This window comes from Dyella sp. A6 (genome assembly GCF_036320485.1).
Taxonomy (GTDB): Bacteria; Pseudomonadota; Gammaproteobacteria; order Xanthomonadales; family Rhodanobacteraceae; genus Rhodanobacter_A; species Rhodanobacter_A aluminiiresistens.
The window spans coordinates 2,230,925-2,246,039 of sequence record NZ_CP132911.1 but is presented as its reverse complement, the minus strand read 5'-3'; the positions used below and the strand labels follow the sequence as shown (position 1 = coordinate 2,246,039).

The following is a 15,115-nucleotide window of genomic DNA, read 5'->3' as shown; positions in this document are numbered from 1 at the left end:
CGGAACACGCAATGAGCATTCGCGGAAGCATCTGTGCCCTGGCTACCCCGTTCGGGGCGGATGGCGCACTCGACCTGTCGGCGTTCGGGCGCTTGCTCGACAGCCAGCTCGAGGGCGGCACGCAGGCGGTCGTGGTGGCCGGTTCCACTGGCGAGGCGCACATGCTCGAACACGACGAGTACGATCGCCTGCTGGCCTTCGCGGTGGAGCGTGTGGCTGGCCGTATCCCGGTGATCGCCGGAACCGGCGAGGCGGGTACGGCCAAGACCGTCGCGCTGACCCGTCGGGCGCGGAAGCTCGGTGCCGACGCGGCACTGGTGGTGGCGCCGTACTACGTGCGCCCGACCCAGGAAGGCATGCGCCGTCATTTCCTCGAGGTGGCGGAGCAGGGCGGCTTGCCGGTGGTGCTCTACAACGTGCCAAGCCGCACTGCATGCGATATCGAGCCAGCGACGGTGGCCAGGTTGCACGATCATCCGATGATCGTGGGCATCAAGGAAGCACGGGGCGACGCCGCGCGCATTCGCGCCCTTGCGGAACTTGTGCGCCCGGATTTCGTCTATCTGTCCGGTGACGACGCGACAGCTGGCGAGGCCATGCTGGCCGGCGCGGCTGGCACCATCTCGGTGGTGGCGAATCTGGTGCCCAGGGTGTTTCGGGCGCTGTGTGATGCGGCCACGGGTGGTGATCGGGACGGTACGGCGCGCTGTGGGGCAATGCTCGACCCCTTGCTAAAGGCGCTCGAATGCGCGCCGAACCCGATCGCGGTCAAGGCTGGCCTGCCCGAACTGGGGCTTGGCCTGGCCATGCCGCGGTTGCCACTGGTAGAACTGGAAGAAGGTCCTGCGCGGGCTTTGCTGCGCAAGGAACTGGCGACTCTGGCATCCTTGGCGGACGCTGCCTGATAAAGCGGCCGCCCGACTTACCTGACGGAATATGACTCCATGAAGAAAACCTCGCTCGCCGTTGCCCTGCCGGCCCTGGCGCTTACCGGCCTGCTGCTTTCGGGCTGCGGCATGTTCCGTTCGACCAAGGCGTGGGACACCGCCAAGCAGGAGTCGCCACTGGAGATTCCTCCGGGTCTGGACACCCCGACCGCCAGCGAGGCGCTGGTCATTCCGCCGCCCGGCGCCAATCAGCCGACCTCCAGTGGCGCCACCTCCCGGTTCGGCGTCAATGGTGGCGTCATTTCCGATGGTTTCGTGCTGGCTTCCAGCGTGGACGACACCTACGGCCGCGTGGCCAAGGCGCTGCAGTCGGGTGCCATCGGCACCGTGCAGTCGCACGACGACAGCGCGCATACCTACGCGCTGGACGTGACGGCGGCGCCGCTGTCGGGCCACAAGGAAGGCTTCTTCCATCGCATGTTCCATCACGACAGCAAGCAGGCCAAGGGCGCTGCCACCTATCCGGTGCAAGTTAGTGTCGCGACCAGCGGTCAGAACGGCAGCGAGGTCCGGGCGCAGGGCAATGCGGCGGCCGTGGCCAAGGTGATCGGCGCGCTGAAGTCCAGCCTCGGCGTGCGCTGAGTAGCGGTTTTCCGCGTCGCCATTGAAAACGCCGCCCTTGGGCGGCGTTTTCGTTTGGGCTGGTGTGATGATGGCTGGCGTGCTTCGCGGAAGCGAGGCGACGCGAAGCAGGCCTGTTCAGCGTTGCAGCAGGGACAGCTTGTTCGGCTTGCCTTCCCATTCCTTGGCGTCGGCCGGGGCGTCCTTGCGCTCGGTAATCACCGGCCAGTCTTTCGCGAGCTCGGCATTCAGGGGGACGAAGCCTTCCTGGCCGGCCGGGACGTCGTCTTCCGGATAGATGGCATTCGCCGGGCACTCCGGTTCGCACAGGGTGCAGTCGATGCACTCGTCCGGGTCGATCACCAGGAAATTCGGGCCTTCGTGAAAGGCGTCGACAGGGCAGACCTCGACGCAGTCCGTGTACTTGCACTTGATGCAGTTGTCGGTAACGACGAAGGTCATGAGGCCTGCCTTTCGTGAAAACTACGACCGCGTGCGTCACCTGATCGTGGCGGCGGGTGCCGAAAGGGGCATCGCTGCGCTACGGGCCGCGACCGCTGCCGATCGCGCAGGTGAAGCAAGAATGGCGCTCCCAACGAGGTTCGAACTCGTGTTCCCGCCTTGAGAGGGCGGTGTCCTGGGCCACTAGACGATGGGAGCGTATTGTTGCGAGGCGCGGTAGTATAGCCGAATTGTTTCGTCCGGCAATGCCCTCGTGCAGCCGATGTGTATCCTGCGGTTTATTCCGCACGGTGCCGTTCGGGCCGGCTGAACCGGTATGCAGGGCATGGCTCCGCGACCGGACAACTCTACCCGGCAGATTTTCCGCAAGGATTCCGACCGCTTGAACCCGAAAGCAAGGACTGAACCTGTGCACGCGTTGCGAGTCATTCCGCGTGAACAGCACATCATTTCCCGCAAGCACATCAGCAAGGCCGCATTGCGCGTGCTGTACCGGTTGCACGAGGCGGGCTACGACGCCTTTCTCGTGGGTGGCGCGGTGCGCGACCTGTTGCTTGGCGGCGAGCCGAAAGACTTCGACGTGGCCACCAATGCCACCCCGGACGAGGTCAAGAAGCTGTTCCGCAACTGCCGCCTGATCGGACGGCGCTTCCGTCTCGCGCACGTGGTGTTCGGCCCGGAGATCATCGAGGTCGCGACCTTCCGCGGCACCGGCGAAGAAGAGGGTAGCGAAGGCGAGCGTCACATCGTGGACGGGCGCATCGTGCGCGACAACGTCTGGGGTTCGATCGAGGAAGACGCGCTGCGGCGCGACTTCCGCGTCAATGCCATGTACTACGACATCAGCGACTTCTCGGTGCGCGACTATGTCGGCGGCATGCAGGATCTCGACGACCGCGTGCTGCGGCTGATCGGCGACCCGGCCACGCGCTACCGCGAGGACCCGGTCCGCATGCTGCGGGCGGTTCGTCTCGCTGCGAAGCTCGGTTTCAGCATCGACAGGGCGGCGGCAGCACCGTTCGCGGAGCTGGGCGACCTGCTTGGCGAGGCTTCGCCAGCGCGCCTGTTCGACGAGTCGCTGAAGATGTTCCTCGCCGGGCATGGGTTGAAGAGCTTCCGCATGCTCGAGAAGTGCGGCCTGCTCAAGTACATGTTTCCGGCCACGGCACGGGCGCTGGAGCGTGGTGACGAGGCGCTTCGCGCGCTGGTCGAGCAGGGCCTGGCGAACACCGACGAGCGTGTCGCGGAGGGCAAGTCGGTAACTCCTGCGTTCCTGTTCGCGGTGCTGCTGTGGGGTGAAGTGCGTGATCAGGCGCAGCTGCTGATCGAGCAGGATCGCGCTCCTGACGAGGCCTGGGCTCGTGCGGCCATGCATGTGGTCGGCGAACAGTGCCAGCGGGTGGCGATTCCGCGGCGATTCACCTTCACGATGGAGGAGATCTGGTCATTGCAGCCGCGCTTCGAACAGATCCAGCGGAAGAAGGTTTTCCGCCTGCTGACGCATCCGCGTTTCCGTGCCGCCTTCGATTTCCTGTTGCTGCGTTCGCATGAATCTCCGGCCATGCGCGAGCTGGGCCAGTGGTGGGATCACGCGCAGCAGTTGCCGCACGAGACCCTGGCGGCGGCCTTGCCTGGCCATGGCAGTCATGTCGTCGAGGCCGAGTTGTCGAGTGCCCCGCCACGCAAGCGTCGTCGCCGACGCCGCAAGCCCACCGGCAAATAGCCGCCTATGCATCGCGCTTATGTCGCGCTGGGCAGCAATCTGGGCGACCCCAAACGGCAGGTGCTGGATGCGCTGGATGGCCTGGCCGCCTTGCCTGGTAGCCGGATGCTGGCACGCTCGCGGCTGTACCTGACTCCGCCGTGGGGCGTGCGCGAGCAGCCGCAGTTCGTCAACGCGGTGGCCGCGCTGGAGACGTCTCTGTCGCCGCATGCCTTGCTCGATGCGTTGCTGGCGATGGAGCGGGCCGCCGGCCGCCTGCGCGACGGCGAGCGCTGGGGGCCACGGACACTGGATCTCGACGTACTGCACATGGACGGCGTGCGAATCGACGATGAGCGTCTGACCTTGCCGCATCCACGCATTGCGCAGCGGGCGTTCGTGCTGCTGCCGCTGCATGACGTCGCGCCAATGCTCGAATTGCCCGGTCAGGGCCGCGTCGATACCTTGCTGGCACAGGTCGACCGGGCCGGTTGCGAAGTATTGCCTTGAGCCTTCGTCGTTCTGCGACTCATAATCGGCATTCTGCTTTGCAGCAACTCCGAGGTTCTGCCGTGTACGTACAGAATGCCGACGCTCCAGCGCGCAAGCCGGTCACCGTGCCGCGCCTGCAGGCGATGAAGGCCGATGGCAAGCGGATCACCATGCTTACCGCCTACGATGCCAGCATGGCCTGGCAGCTGGAGTCCGCCGGTGTGGATGTGGCGCTGGTCGGCGACTCGCTGGGCATGGTGATGCAGGGACACGCCAGCACCTTGCCGGTGACGCTCGACCACATGGTCTATCACACGGCGATGGTGGCCCGCGGACTGTCCGCTACGCTGCTGGTGGCCGATGTGCCGTTCATGGCCGATCGCGACCTGGTCCACGCGCTGGAAGCCGGTGCGCGGCTGGTGGGCGAGGCTGGGGCGGCGATGGTGAAGATCGAGGGCGCGGCACCGCACATCCTTGAGGCGATCGAGGCGCTGGTCGCGCGGGCAATTCCGGTGTGCGCACACCTGGGCCTGACGCCGCAGTCAGTCCACAAGTTCGGTGGCTTCCGCATTCAGGGGCGCGAACAGGATGCCGCCGACCGCGTGCTGGCCGAGGCGAAGGCGGTACAGGTCGCCGGTGCCGGCATGCTGGTGCTGGAAGGGGTGCCTACTGCATTGGGCGAACGCGTGACGCGCGCGCTGTCCATTCCGGTGATCGGCATTGGCGCAGGGCCGCATTGTGACGGCCAGGTGCTGGTGATCCAGGACATGCTTGGCATCACCCGCGGCAAGCGTCCCAAGTTCAGCAAGGATTTCCTGGCCGGCCACGATTCCGTGGCCGCCGCCATCAGGGCCTATGTGGCCGACGTGCGCAGTGGTGCCTTTCCGGCGCCCGAGCACTGCTTCGACTGAGGGTTGCATGCAAACCGTACATGACGTTCCCGCCCTGCGTGCCGCGATCCGTGGCTGGCATGCCCAGGGGCAGACGGTGGGCCTGGTGCCGACCATGGGCAATCTGCACGCAGGCCATTTTTCGCTGATCAAGCTGGCGCGCACGCGGGCCGATCGTGTGGTCGCCAGCGTTTTCGTCAATCCGACCCAGTTTGGGCCCAGCGAGGATTTCGAGCGTTATCCGCGCACGCTGGGGCAGGACCAGGCCGGCCTTGCCGAACAGGGTTGCGACCTGCTGTTCGCGCCTGAAGTCGCCACGATGTATCCGTATGGGGCGCAGCACAGCGTCAGCCTGCATGTGCCCCAGATCACCGACACGCTGGAGGGCGCGCACCGGCCGGGTCATTTCGACGGAGTGGCCACGGTGGTGTGCAAGCTGTTCAACCTGGTGCAGCCGGACCTGGCCGTGTTCGGGCAGAAGGATTTCCAGCAGCTGAAGGTGATCGAGCGGATGGTGCGCGACCTCTCGCTGCCGGTGAAGGTGATGGCTGCCCCCACGCAGCGCGCCGAGGACGGCCTGGCGCTGAGTTCGCGGAACCAGTACCTGTCCGACGAGGAGCGGGCCCTGGCGCCGCAGATCCATGCCGTACTGGCGCAGATGCGCGAGCTGATCGGCAAGGGCCATGCGTGGCGGGTGGTTGAACAGGCGGCGCTGTCGAAACTGGAACGCGCCGGTTTCGAGCCTGATTATGCGGCGATTCGTCGCGCAGCCGACCTTTCCGAGCCCGCAGAGGGCGAGCGTGATGGACTGGTCGGCCTGATTGCGGCGCGGCTTGGCAAGACCCGTCTTATCGACAACTTGCTGTTCGACTGAGCCATCCCCATATCCCGGTAAAGGCCCCGATGTTGCGACGCAATGTCGGGGGTTCGATAATGTGCGACTGTGCAGGCGGTTCCTGCAGGTAATGAAGTCATGCAACTGAACATGCTGAAGGCGAAGATCCACCGCGCCACGATCACCCATGCCGAACTGCACTACGAAGGCTCGATCGCCATCGACGGCCTGCTGCTGGACGCTGCGGGCATCCGCGAGTACGAGCAGATCCACGCATGGGACATCGACAACGGCCTGCGTTTCGTTACGTACGCACTGCGTGCCGAAGAAGGTTCGGGCATCATCTCGGTGAACGGCAGCGCCGCGCGCAGCGTGCAGAAGGGCGACCTGATCATCATCGCCGCCTTTGCGCAGCTGAACGAAGCGGAGCTGGAAAAGTTCCAGCCGACCTGCGTCTACATCGCGGCCGGCGAAGGCAACCGTATCAGCCACACCAACCGCTCGATCCCGAAGCAGATGGCGGCCGCCTGACCGGTTTGCCGCAACTCAGGCCGGGGCCTGCATCAGGCGTCCCGGCCAGCTTGTTTCGACGTTGACGCATACGGACGCCGCATGCCTGGCATGCGGCGTATCTGTTCGTTCTGGCAGATAGCCCAGGTCATGTGCCGGCTGACCGGGCGCGCCTCTTTTTGTCCTGCTGGTGCTGCGCCCAGGCGACGTGTTCGCGCACGATCGGCGATGGATCGTCGGCTCGCGCATTGAGTGCCTCGACGATGGCGTCCGAATACGCCGCGTTGCCCAGTGCGACGGCGATATTGCGCAGCCAGCCTTCGTGGCCGGTGCGGCGGATCGCCATGCCCTCGGTGCGGTTGAGGAAGGTCTCCTCGTTCCACGCGAACAGTTCCAGCAGGCGCGCTCCGTCCAACTGGTGGCGCGGCGCGAAGTCGGGCTCCTGCGTTTCCTGCGCGAACTTGTTCCAGGGGCAGATCAGCTGGCAGTCGTCGCAACCGAAGATGCGGTTGCCGATCGGTGCCCGCAGGTCCTCCGGGATCGAGCCCTTCAGCTCGATCGTGAGGTAGGCGATGCAGCGGCGTGCATCCAACCGGTAGGGCGCGACGATGGCCCCGGTGGGACAGATGTCAATGCAGCGGCGGCAACTGCCGCAATGGGCGCTGGCCGGCTCGTCCACGGGCAGCGGCAGGTCCGTGTACAGCTCGCCCAGGAAGAAATACGAGCCGGCACGGCGATTGATCAGCACGGTGTGCTTGCCGATCCAGCCAAGCCCGGCATTGCGGGCCAGCGCCTTCTCCAGCACCGGCGCCGAGTCCACGTAGGCGCGATAGCCGAAGTCGCCGACGACGGCGTGGATGCGTTCGGCCAGCTTCTGCAGGCGGTTGCGCATCAGTTTGTGATAGTCGCGGCCCAGCGCGTAGCGCGCCACATAACCGGTTGTATCGTCGTCGAGCACATCCCAGGCGTTGCGCGTACCGGGCGGAACGTAATCCATGCGCACCGAGATCACCCGCTGGGTCCCGGGCTCCAGCTCGGCCGGCCGACTGCGCCGGGTGCCGTGCCGGGCCATGTAGTCCATGTCGCCATGATGGCCGTCGTCCAGCCAGCGCAGCAGGTGCTGTTCGTCCTGGTCCAGCGAGACACCGCTGATGCCGGCATCGGCGAAACCGAGCTCGCGCGACCAGCGCTTGATGTCGCGGGCGAGGGCGGCGTAGTCGAGGTCAACGGCGGCAGGCATGCCGTGATTGTACGGCGGGCCGTCGAGCCACCGGTGCGCCATGCCTATAATTCGCGCATGCCCGCTCATCCGCACAGCCACGATCTCTACACCGTCGAACAGGTGCGCGCGCTGGACCGCCGAGCGATCGGCGGATGCGGCGTGCCCGGCATCGAGCTGATGCGGCGGGCCGCCTGGGCCGGCTGGTCCAGTCTGCGCCGGCACTGGCCGGAGGCGCGGCGTATCGCGGTCTATTGCGGACCGGGCAACAATGGCGGCGACGGCTTCCTGCTGGCGCTGCTGGCCCGTGAAGCTGGCGTGCAGGTCGAACTGCTGGCGTTGGCCGATGTCGCCCGTGGCGATGCCGCGCTGGCCCGCGATGCCTGGACGCAATCCGGTGGCACGGTGCGCCGATGGGACGTGGGGCAGGCACTGCCGCCGGCCGATGTCCATGTCGACGCGCTGTACGGCACCGGTCTGCGTCGCGCCCCGGAACCTGATGTCGCGGCCTTGATCGAGGCCATCACTGGTACCCATGCGCCGGTGCTTGCGCTGGACGTGCCATCCGGACTCGATGCCGATACCGGGACCTGTCCCGGCGCGGCGATCCGGGCCGATGTCACGGTGAGTTTCATCGCCGCCAAGCGCGGCCTGCACACAGGGCACGCCGCCGACCATGTCGGTCGGCTCGAACTCGACGTGCTGGGACTGCCGGACAGCGTGTTCGACGGCACGCCAGCGGATGCCCGGATGCTGCGACCGGGACATCTGCCGCCACGCGCCCGCGCGGCACACAAGGGCAACAACGGTCATGTCCTGGCGGTGGGTGGCGACCAGGGGACGGCAGGGGCGATCCGTTTGTGTGGCGAGGCGGCATTGCGTGCGGGCGGCGGCCTGGTCAGCGTGGCTACGCATGCCGATCATCTGCTCGCCCTGAACTGTGCGCGTCCCGAGTTGATGGCGCATGCGGTGGACGGGCCGCAGGCACTGCAGCCGCTGATCGACCGGGCCGGTGTGCTGGCGGTTGGTCCCGGCCTGGGTCAGCGGGCCTGGGGTCATGCGCTGTGGCTGACCGCGCTCGACGCCGGCAAGCCGCTGGTGCTCGACGCGGATGGCCTGAACCTGTTGGCAAAGGAACCGCGGACGTTCAAGGCGGCGACCGTGCTCACGCCTCACCCGGGCGAGGCAGCTCGCCTGTTGCAAGGCACGGTGGCTTCGGTCGAGGCCGACCGTTTCGCCGCGGTCCGCCAGCTGTCGGCGCGTTATGGCGCCGTTGTCGTGCTGAAGGGGGCGGGCAGCCTGATTGCGGCCCCCGACGGACGTGTGGCGGTATGCCCATGGGGCAATCCGGGGATGGCCTCGGGGGGGATGGGCGATCTGTTGACCGGCATCGTCGCGGCCCTGCTGGCCCAGGGCTGTGACGCCTGGGAAGCGGCCTGCCTCGGTGTTGGCCTGCATGCACGGGCGGGTGACCGGGCGGCATTGGGCGGGGAGCGCGGGCTGCTCGCCAGCGATTTGTTGCCGGTGCTGCGCCGGCTTGGAAACGGACTCGATCATGACTGAGCGCTCGGTGGAGCATGCCTCCGGACATGACCCCGCACGCATCCGGAACCTGCCCGACGAGGCGGCGACGGCGGCGTTGGGGCAGTGTTTCGCCCAGGCCTTGCAGGGCGGAGGGCTGGTGGTCTACCTGCATGGCGAACTTGGTGCCGGCAAGACCAGCTTCGCGCGCGCGCTGCTGGGCGCGCTGGACGTGGGTGAGCGGATCAAGAGCCCGACCTACAGCCTGGTCGAAGGCTACCGGGCCCAGGGCCGTCCCGCCTGGCATCTGGATCTTTACCGAATCGCCGATCCCGGCGAGCTTGAGTGGCTGGGACTCGATGCCTTGTCCGATCCGCTCGCGCTGGTGCTGGTGGAGTGGCCTGAACGTGGCCGTGGGGCGTTGCCTGCGCCCGACCTGGTGATCGATCTGGCCTATGCCGGCAGCGGACGGCAGGCCGTCCTACGCGCGCTGAGCGGTCGCGGCCGGTCGGTGCTCGATCGACTCGCCTGAATTCGATCGCAAGTCACCGTTTCGTATAGGAAAAATACGATCGCCGGGCGGGCCGGTGCCGATATTGAGCGCCGGATCGCCGGCTCCCAAACCTTGATTTGATCTGACGAATGCCATGCAGGTTATGGATATTCAAGGGAAAAACCCTTGCATTCGTCTATGGGGTGCGTTTCAATGCGGCTCCATGAACCGATCCCTGACTCGTCTGCTGTGGCTGTCCGGTACCGTCCTGGCGACGGTCCTGCCGTATGGCGCCAGTCGCGCCGCGGAAGTGCGGGATGCACGGGTCTGGGCCGGACCGGCCTACACCCGGGTGGTGTTCGACCTGTCCGGGCCGGTGCACTACCGTGTGGTGCAGCAGAACGGGCAGGTGGTGCTGCAGCTGCCGTCCAGTCGGCTGGCCCCCGGATTCGATGCGCCGTCAGCACAGGGGCGCTACAAGGGCATGACCGATGCGCGCGACGGCAGTGCGCTGAAGCTCACCGCCGACATGGCACCCGGCAGCAGGCCGCACGATTTCCTGCTGGGTCCCTCCGGACAGGCCGGCTATCGGCTAGTGCTCGATCTCTACCCGGACAGTGGTGCCGCATCGGCGCAGCCGGCGCCCCGGTCGGCCGCCGCCGATACCGCGGACACCCATGCGCGGGGCCGGTACCGGGCGGTGGTGTCGCGTCACATGGACTCGCGCCAGGTCGCGGCGCTGCTGGGCGGCGAGCGCAAGGTGATCGTGGCGGTGGACGCCGGTCACGGCGGCAAGGACCCTGGCGCCCATGGCCCCGGCGGCACGCTGGAAAAGAACGTGACCCTGGCGGTGGCGCGGGACCTGGCGGCGGCGATCGACAAGCAGCCGGGCATGAAGGCGATCCTCACCCGCAACGGCGACTATTACATTCCGCTAAAGCAGCGTTACGAGATCGCGCGTGCCGCCAAGGCCGACCTGTTCGTGTCGATCCATGCCGACTCGAGCTACGACGGCCGCGACGCGCGCGGCTCGTCGGTGTGGGTGCTGTCCTCGCGCGGTAAGAGCAGCGTGGCGGCACGCTGGCTGGCCGACCGTGAAAACAGCTCGGACCTGATCGGCGGCGTTTCGCTGGCGGCCGAAAACGACAGCCTGGCCTCCGTGTTGCTGGACATGCAGCAGGGCTGGGCAGTGCAGGCCAGCACGGTGGTTGCCAACAATGTGCTCCATGCGCTGGCCAAGATCGGTCCGACCCATCGCGATCACATCGAGCATGCCAACTTCGTGGTGCTGCGTTCGCCTGACGTGCCGTCGATCCTGGTCGAGACGGCGTTCATCTCGAACCCCGTGGAAGAACGCAAGCTGCGCAACCCCGCGCATCAGGAAAAGCTTGCCTTGGCGATCATGCACGGCATCAAGGACTACTTCCAGACGTCGCCGCCGCCGGGCACCTGGTTCGCGGCCCAGGCCGACCGTCACATGGACGAGCAGGTGGCATCGACCTCGAAGCGGCATGCCCCGTCGCTTGCGGGCGACCGGCATCGCGTCATGCGTGGCGAGAGCCTGTCCAGCATCGCGCACCACTACGGCGTCAGCGTCAGCTCGCTGAAGAGCGCCAACGGCATCAGCGGCAACACCCTGCGTGCCGGCATGGTGTTGATGATACCGACCAGCTGAGCCTCGCCTGCCGGGATTTTGCCGCGTTGATGCATGGCGTCCGGCTTCCGCAGCCAGAGCGTGCTCGGCTAAGCTTGGCCGATGCAGCAGATCCGCCCGCTTCCCCCCGCACTCATCAATCAGATCGCCGCTGGCGAAGTCATCGAACGCCCCTCGTCGGTGGTCAAGGAACTGGTCGAGAACAGCCTCGATGCAGGCGCCACCCGGATCGACGTGGACATCGAGCAGGGCGGTGCGCGCCTGATCCGTGTGCGCGACGACGGTGGTGGCATCGCCCCGGACGAACTGCAGTGGGCGGTGGCCTCGCATGCCACCAGCAAGATCGGCAGTTTCGACGATCTCGAACACGTGGCGAGCATGGGCTTTCGCGGCGAGGCGCTGGCGTCGGTGTCGTCGGTGGCACGTTTCGCGCTGACCTCGCGCCAGCGCGATGCGGACAGCGCGTTCCGCATCGAGGTCGACGGCGGTAATGTGCAGACGGCACGCCCCGCCCAGCATCCGCCGGGCACCAGCGTCGAAGTGCGCGATCTGTTCTACAACGTGCCGGCGCGCAAGAAGTTCATGCGTGCCGAACGCACCGAGTTCGCACATATCGACGACCTGCTGAAGTCGCTGGCACTGGCACGCGGCAGGGTGGAGTTCCGGCTCAGCCACAACGGCAAGCCGGTGCGGATCTGGAAGGCTGCGCGCGACGAGCAGTCGGAGTTGCAGCGGGTGGCCGAGGTACTGGGTGCCGATTTCCCGCAACGAAGCTTGCGCGTCGATCATGCGGCAGCCGGTCTGCGCCTGTCCGGCTGGGTCGGTTTGCCCACCGCCTCGCGCGCGCAGGCCGACTCGCAGTACTTCTACGTCAATGGCCGGCTGGTGCGCGACCGGGTGGTGGCGCATGCGGTGCGTCAGGCGTATGCCGACGTGCTGTTCCACGGTCGTCACCCCGCTTTCGTGCTGTACCTGGAACTGGATCCCGCCGGCGTCGACGTGAACGTGCACCCGGCCAAGCACGAGGTGCGTTTCCGCGAGCAGCGGCTGGTACACGACTTCCTATTCCGCACCCTGCACGAGGCGCTGGCGCAGACCCGCGCAGGGCAGGTGGCCTCGCAGGCACAGGCTGACGACGGCCGTCTGCACATGGCCACGTCGAGTGCGCCGGTACCCGGCTTGCCGGCCATGCAGTCGTGGCCTGCGCATGCGCCACAGAGCCGGCTGCCGCTGGGTGTGCGTGAGCAACCGCTGGCCGACTATGCGGCCCTTGCCGGCGAGCCGCCGCGGGTGTCCGCAGTGCTGCCGCTGCCCGATGCCGATCCCGGCGAGGCGCCGCCGCTCGGCTTCGCCGTCGCCCAGCTCAAGAGCATCTACATCCTGGCCGAGAATGCGCAGGGCCTGGTGCTGGTCGACATGCACGCCGCGCATGAGCGCATCACCTACGAAAAGCTCAAGGCGGGCCGGGCCTGCAGCAATCTGCGCTCGCAGCTCCTGCTGGTGCCGCTGAGTCTGGCGGTCAGCACGAAAGAAGCGGCCGCGGCCGAGGAACATGCCGAGGCGCTGGCCGACTGGGGGCTGGAGCTTTCGCGCAGCGGCCCTTCGAGTGTCGTCGTGCGGCGCATTCCGGCCTTGCTGGAAGGGGCGGATGTCGGCCAGCTCACCCGCGACGTGCTTGGCGAGCTGGCCCAGCACGGCAGCTCGCGTCGCCTGCAGGAGCTGGAAAACGAACTGCTTTCGACCATGGCCTGCCACGGTTCGGTGCGTGCCGGCCGGCGTCTGGGTATTCCCGAAATGAACGCCTTGCTGCGCGAGATGGAGGCGACCGAACGTTCCGGTCAATGCAATCACGGTCGCCCCACCTGGACCCAGCTCAGCGTGGCTGAGCTGGACCGGTTGTTCATGCGGGGTCGTTAGAGGGCTCGACGCCTGTGCAGGCGGCAATCGCGCTGTCAGCCTGCTGCCACCATGGCGTCACGGTTGTCGGTCGCCCGTTTGGACGGCCATACTCGGCCTTCCATCGCCGCGGATCGTCCCCATGTCGCGAATCGCCGCTTTACTGTTTGTCCTGATTTCTGGAGTTGCCACCGTGTCTGCCGCCGAAGCCCCGTCGCCCTATGTCCATCAGATCGAGCAGTGGCGGGCCGCCCGTGTGGCCCGGCTTACCGCACCCGACGGCTGGCTCAGCCTGATCGGTCTGGACTGGTTGCACCCGGGTGCCAATCGCGTCGGCAGTGCCGACGACAACGACATCGTGCTGAAGGCCGGGCCGGCGCATCTGGGTACGGTGACGCTGGCTGCCGACGGCAAGGTGAGTGCGGTGTTCGACCGAGACAGCGGCGCCACCATCGATGGCAAGGCCGTGCGCGAAGCGGCTTTGGTCGACGATGTGCATGCGGGTACGGGCAACCCGACGACCGTGGTCTTCGGCCACGCCAGCTTCTATGTCATTGACCGTGACGGTCGCATGGGGTTGCGGGTGAAGGACAGCGATGCCAGGGCGCGTCGCGACTTCCACGGCATCGATTATTTTCCGATCGACCATTCATGGCGGATCGAGGCCGACTGGGTGCCGTTCAATCCGCCGCACGACCTGCAGATGGGCTCGGTGATCGGCACCATCGACACGGTGAAGGTGCCCGGCAAGGCGGTGTTCCACCGCGACGGCCATACCTTCGCGCTGCTGCCCTTCCAGGAGGAACCGGGTGGCGAGCTGTTTTTCGTGATGGCCGATCGCACGTCCGGCAAGGAAACCTACGGGGCATCCCGTTTCCTTTATGCCGCCCTGCCTGCGGGCGGGCTCGACAAGCCGGGCAAGCTGGTGCTGGATTTCAACAAGGCCTACAACCCGCCGTGTGCGTTCACGCCGTTCGCCACCTGTCCGCTGGCGCCGCCGGAAAACCGGCTCGATCTGGCGGTCACGGCCGGCGAAAAGGTCTATCGCCACACGTCCGAGTAAGACACCCCGTGCGGGTCGCCCCCGGGTTCATCGTGCATGAACCCGGGGGGCTGCCTCAGCGCTGATCAGTGCTTGGCCAGAGCCTTGCGGATCGCGGCCAGCGTCAGCGGTTCCATGATGGCGTAGCCCTTTTTGGTGGGATGCACGCCATCGGATGAAAGGCCCGGCCTCATGCCGCCGTCGGCTGAAGTCAGCGCGTGGTAATAGTCGACATAGACGTAGCCGTGGCGTGCGGCATAGGCCTTGATCCAGCGGTTCAGGCGGCGGATCACCGGCGCTGGTTTCACCGTCGGCTGCCAGTTCATGTGATCACTGGGCGGGACCGAGGCCAGGACGATGCGGATGCCGTGGGCATGAGCCAGTTCGGCCATGGTGGCGAGGTGGTTTTCCACCATTCCCAGCGTCTGGTTGCCGGTATTGCCGGCAATGTCGTTGGTGCCGGCCATGATGTGCACCACGGCCGGGTGCAAGTCGATCACGTCCTGGCGGAAACGCACCAGCATCTGCGAGGTCGTCTGCCCGCTGATGCCGCGGTCGATGCGGCCATCGGTGAAAAAGTGCGGGTCCTGCTGGTGCCAGATCTCGGTGATCGAGTCGCCCATGAACACCACACGCGGCGTGGCTGGTGAGGGCGCGGGCAGGGCCGCATTCTGTCGGCGGTAATAGCAGAGCTGGCCGTAGTCGTGTGCATAGAGCCAGACATGCCACGGATTCCAGCCGCCTGCTTCCTGCATGCTCGGCTCGGTGGCGCAGGGGTGGTCGACAATGCCGACGGCCGGCGTGTCCGCATGGGCGGCGGTCACGGCTAGGAACAGGCCGGCAAGAAAGACGAGGCGTTTGGTTGGCATGCAGGCTCCTCAGCAGGTACGA

15 protein-coding genes and 1 tRNA gene are annotated in these 15,115 nt (G+C 66.7%); 12 read left to right on the top strand and 4 right to left on the bottom strand.

The window, feature by feature from the left end; all coding sequences use genetic code 11:
* The first annotated feature begins 11 nt into the window (after positions 1-11).
* A complete protein-coding gene (gene dapA, locus RA164_RS10025) occupies positions 12-905 on the top strand; it encodes a 4-hydroxy-tetrahydrodipicolinate synthase (protein ID WP_329740708.1) in 894 nt (297 codons plus the stop codon).
* Positions 906-944: 39 nt separating this feature from the next.
* The gene (locus tag RA164_RS10020) at positions 945-1,529 is read left to right on the top strand and encodes a hypothetical protein (protein ID WP_329740707.1); all 585 of its coding nucleotides are present in this window, start codon (positions 945-947) and stop codon (positions 1,527-1,529) included.
* A 117-nt stretch (positions 1,530-1,646) separates the two neighbouring features.
* Here RA164_RS10020 and fdxA read toward each other — a convergent pair whose 3' ends face one another.
* Positions 1,647-1,970 carry a ferredoxin FdxA gene (gene fdxA / locus RA164_RS10015; RefSeq protein WP_329740706.1) on the bottom strand — a complete coding sequence of 108 codons (324 nt, stop codon included), beginning with the start codon at positions 1,968-1,970 and terminating at the stop codon, positions 1,647-1,649.
* A gap of 122 nt (positions 1,971-2,092) precedes the next feature.
* Positions 2,093-2,168 (bottom strand) — tRNA-Glu (locus tag RA164_RS10010).
* A 211-nt stretch (positions 2,169-2,379) separates the two neighbouring features.
* On the opposite strand from RA164_RS10010, the gene pcnB reads away from it, so the two are divergent.
* From pcnB to panD, 5 genes are all read left to right on the top strand, one after another.
* The gene (gene pcnB, locus RA164_RS10005; protein ID WP_412731015.1) at positions 2,380-3,693 is read left to right on the top strand and encodes a polynucleotide adenylyltransferase PcnB; all 1,314 of its coding nucleotides are present in this window, start codon (positions 2,380-2,382) and stop codon (positions 3,691-3,693) included.
* 6 nt (positions 3,694-3,699) lie between these two features.
* The gene (gene folK, locus RA164_RS10000) at positions 3,700-4,182 is read left to right on the top strand and encodes a 2-amino-4-hydroxy-6-hydroxymethyldihydropteridine diphosphokinase (protein ID WP_329740704.1); all 483 of its coding nucleotides are present in this window, start codon (positions 3,700-3,702) and stop codon (positions 4,180-4,182) included.
* A 62-nt stretch (positions 4,183-4,244) separates the two neighbouring features.
* Positions 4,245-5,075 carry a 3-methyl-2-oxobutanoate hydroxymethyltransferase gene (gene panB, locus RA164_RS09995; RefSeq protein ID WP_329740703.1) on the top strand — a complete coding sequence of 277 codons (831 nt, stop codon included), beginning with the start codon at positions 4,245-4,247 and terminating at the stop codon, positions 5,073-5,075.
* A 7-nt stretch (positions 5,076-5,082) separates the two neighbouring features.
* Positions 5,083-5,928, top strand: a complete 846-nt coding sequence (panC, locus tag RA164_RS09990; protein WP_329740702.1) for a pantoate--beta-alanine ligase — start codon at positions 5,083-5,085, stop codon at positions 5,926-5,928.
* 99 nt (positions 5,929-6,027) lie between these two features.
* Positions 6,028-6,420 (top strand): aspartate 1-decarboxylase, encoded by a 393-nt coding sequence (panD, locus tag RA164_RS09985; protein WP_329740701.1) that lies wholly within the window; start codon positions 6,028-6,030, stop codon positions 6,418-6,420.
* Between the two features lie 127 nt (positions 6,421-6,547).
* Here the strand turns inward: panD and queG are convergent, their stop codons facing one another.
* On the bottom strand, positions 6,548-7,639 hold the full coding sequence (queG, locus tag RA164_RS09980; protein ID WP_329740700.1) for a tRNA epoxyqueuosine(34) reductase QueG: 1,092 nt from the start codon (positions 7,637-7,639) through the stop codon (positions 6,548-6,550).
* Positions 7,640-7,696: 57 nt separating this feature from the next.
* Between queG and RA164_RS09975 the strand changes: the two genes are divergently transcribed.
* The 5 genes from RA164_RS09975 (at position 7,697) to RA164_RS09955 (ending at position 14,245) form a co-directional block, all read left to right on the top strand.
* Entirely contained in the window at positions 7,697-9,181 is a 1,485-nt protein-coding gene (locus RA164_RS09975) for an NAD(P)H-hydrate dehydratase (RefSeq protein WP_329740699.1), read from the top strand.
* Positions 9,174-9,671, top strand: coding sequence for a tRNA (adenosine(37)-N6)-threonylcarbamoyltransferase complex ATPase subunit type 1 TsaE (gene tsaE / locus RA164_RS09970; RefSeq protein ID WP_329740698.1), 498 nt, complete (start codon positions 9,174-9,176; stop codon positions 9,669-9,671). Before RA164_RS09975 ends, tsaE begins: the two co-directional genes overlap by 8 nt.
* 184 nt (positions 9,672-9,855) lie before the next feature.
* Positions 9,856-11,307 (top strand): N-acetylmuramoyl-L-alanine amidase, encoded by a 1,452-nt coding sequence (locus RA164_RS09965; protein ID WP_329740697.1) that lies wholly within the window; start codon positions 9,856-9,858, stop codon positions 11,305-11,307.
* An 81-nt stretch (positions 11,308-11,388) separates the two neighbouring features.
* Positions 11,389-13,203 (top strand): DNA mismatch repair endonuclease MutL, encoded by a 1,815-nt coding sequence (mutL, locus tag RA164_RS09960; RefSeq protein WP_329740696.1) that lies wholly within the window; start codon positions 11,389-11,391, stop codon positions 13,201-13,203.
* 121 nt (positions 13,204-13,324) lie between these two features.
* On the top strand, positions 13,325-14,245 hold the full coding sequence (locus tag RA164_RS09955; RefSeq protein WP_329740695.1) for a DUF1684 domain-containing protein: 921 nt from the start codon (positions 13,325-13,327) through the stop codon (positions 14,243-14,245).
* Between the two features lie 65 nt (positions 14,246-14,310).
* Here the strand turns inward: RA164_RS09955 and RA164_RS09950 are convergent, their stop codons facing one another.
* A complete protein-coding gene (locus RA164_RS09950) occupies positions 14,311-15,093 on the bottom strand; it encodes an SGNH/GDSL hydrolase family protein (protein WP_329740694.1) in 783 nt (260 codons plus the stop codon).
* Positions 15,094-15,115: the final 22 nt, after the last annotated feature.

Coding starts and splice junctions, on each gene's coding strand:
- dapA (WP_329740708.1), top strand. CDS start 12: ATGAGCATTCGCGGAAGCATCTGTGCCCTGGCTACCCCGTTCGGGGCG.
- panC (WP_329740702.1), top strand. CDS start 5,083: ATGCAAACCGTACATGACGTTCCCGCCCTGCGTGCCGCGATCCGTGGC.
- RA164_RS09965 (WP_329740697.1), top strand. CDS start 9,856: ATGAACCGATCCCTGACTCGTCTGCTGTGGCTGTCCGGTACCGTCCTG.
- RA164_RS09975 (WP_329740699.1), top strand. CDS start 7,697: ATGCCCGCTCATCCGCACAGCCACGATCTCTACACCGTCGAACAGGTG.
- folK (WP_329740704.1), top strand. CDS start 3,700: ATGCATCGCGCTTATGTCGCGCTGGGCAGCAATCTGGGCGACCCCAAA.
- tsaE (WP_329740698.1), top strand. CDS start 9,174: ATGACTGAGCGCTCGGTGGAGCATGCCTCCGGACATGACCCCGCACGC.
- panD (WP_329740701.1), top strand. CDS start 6,028: ATGCAACTGAACATGCTGAAGGCGAAGATCCACCGCGCCACGATCACC.
- fdxA (WP_329740706.1), bottom strand. CDS start 1,970: ATGACCTTCGTCGTTACCGACAACTGCATCAAGTGCAAGTACACGGAC.
- RA164_RS09955 (WP_329740695.1), top strand. CDS start 13,325: ATGTCGCGAATCGCCGCTTTACTGTTTGTCCTGATTTCTGGAGTTGCC.
- RA164_RS10020 (WP_329740707.1), top strand. CDS start 945: ATGAAGAAAACCTCGCTCGCCGTTGCCCTGCCGGCCCTGGCGCTTACC.
- RA164_RS09950 (WP_329740694.1), bottom strand. CDS start 15,093: ATGCCAACCAAACGCCTCGTCTTTCTTGCCGGCCTGTTCCTAGCCGTG.
- queG (WP_329740700.1), bottom strand. CDS start 7,639: ATGCCTGCCGCCGTTGACCTCGACTACGCCGCCCTCGCCCGCGACATC.
- mutL (WP_329740696.1), top strand. CDS start 11,389: ATGCAGCAGATCCGCCCGCTTCCCCCCGCACTCATCAATCAGATCGCC.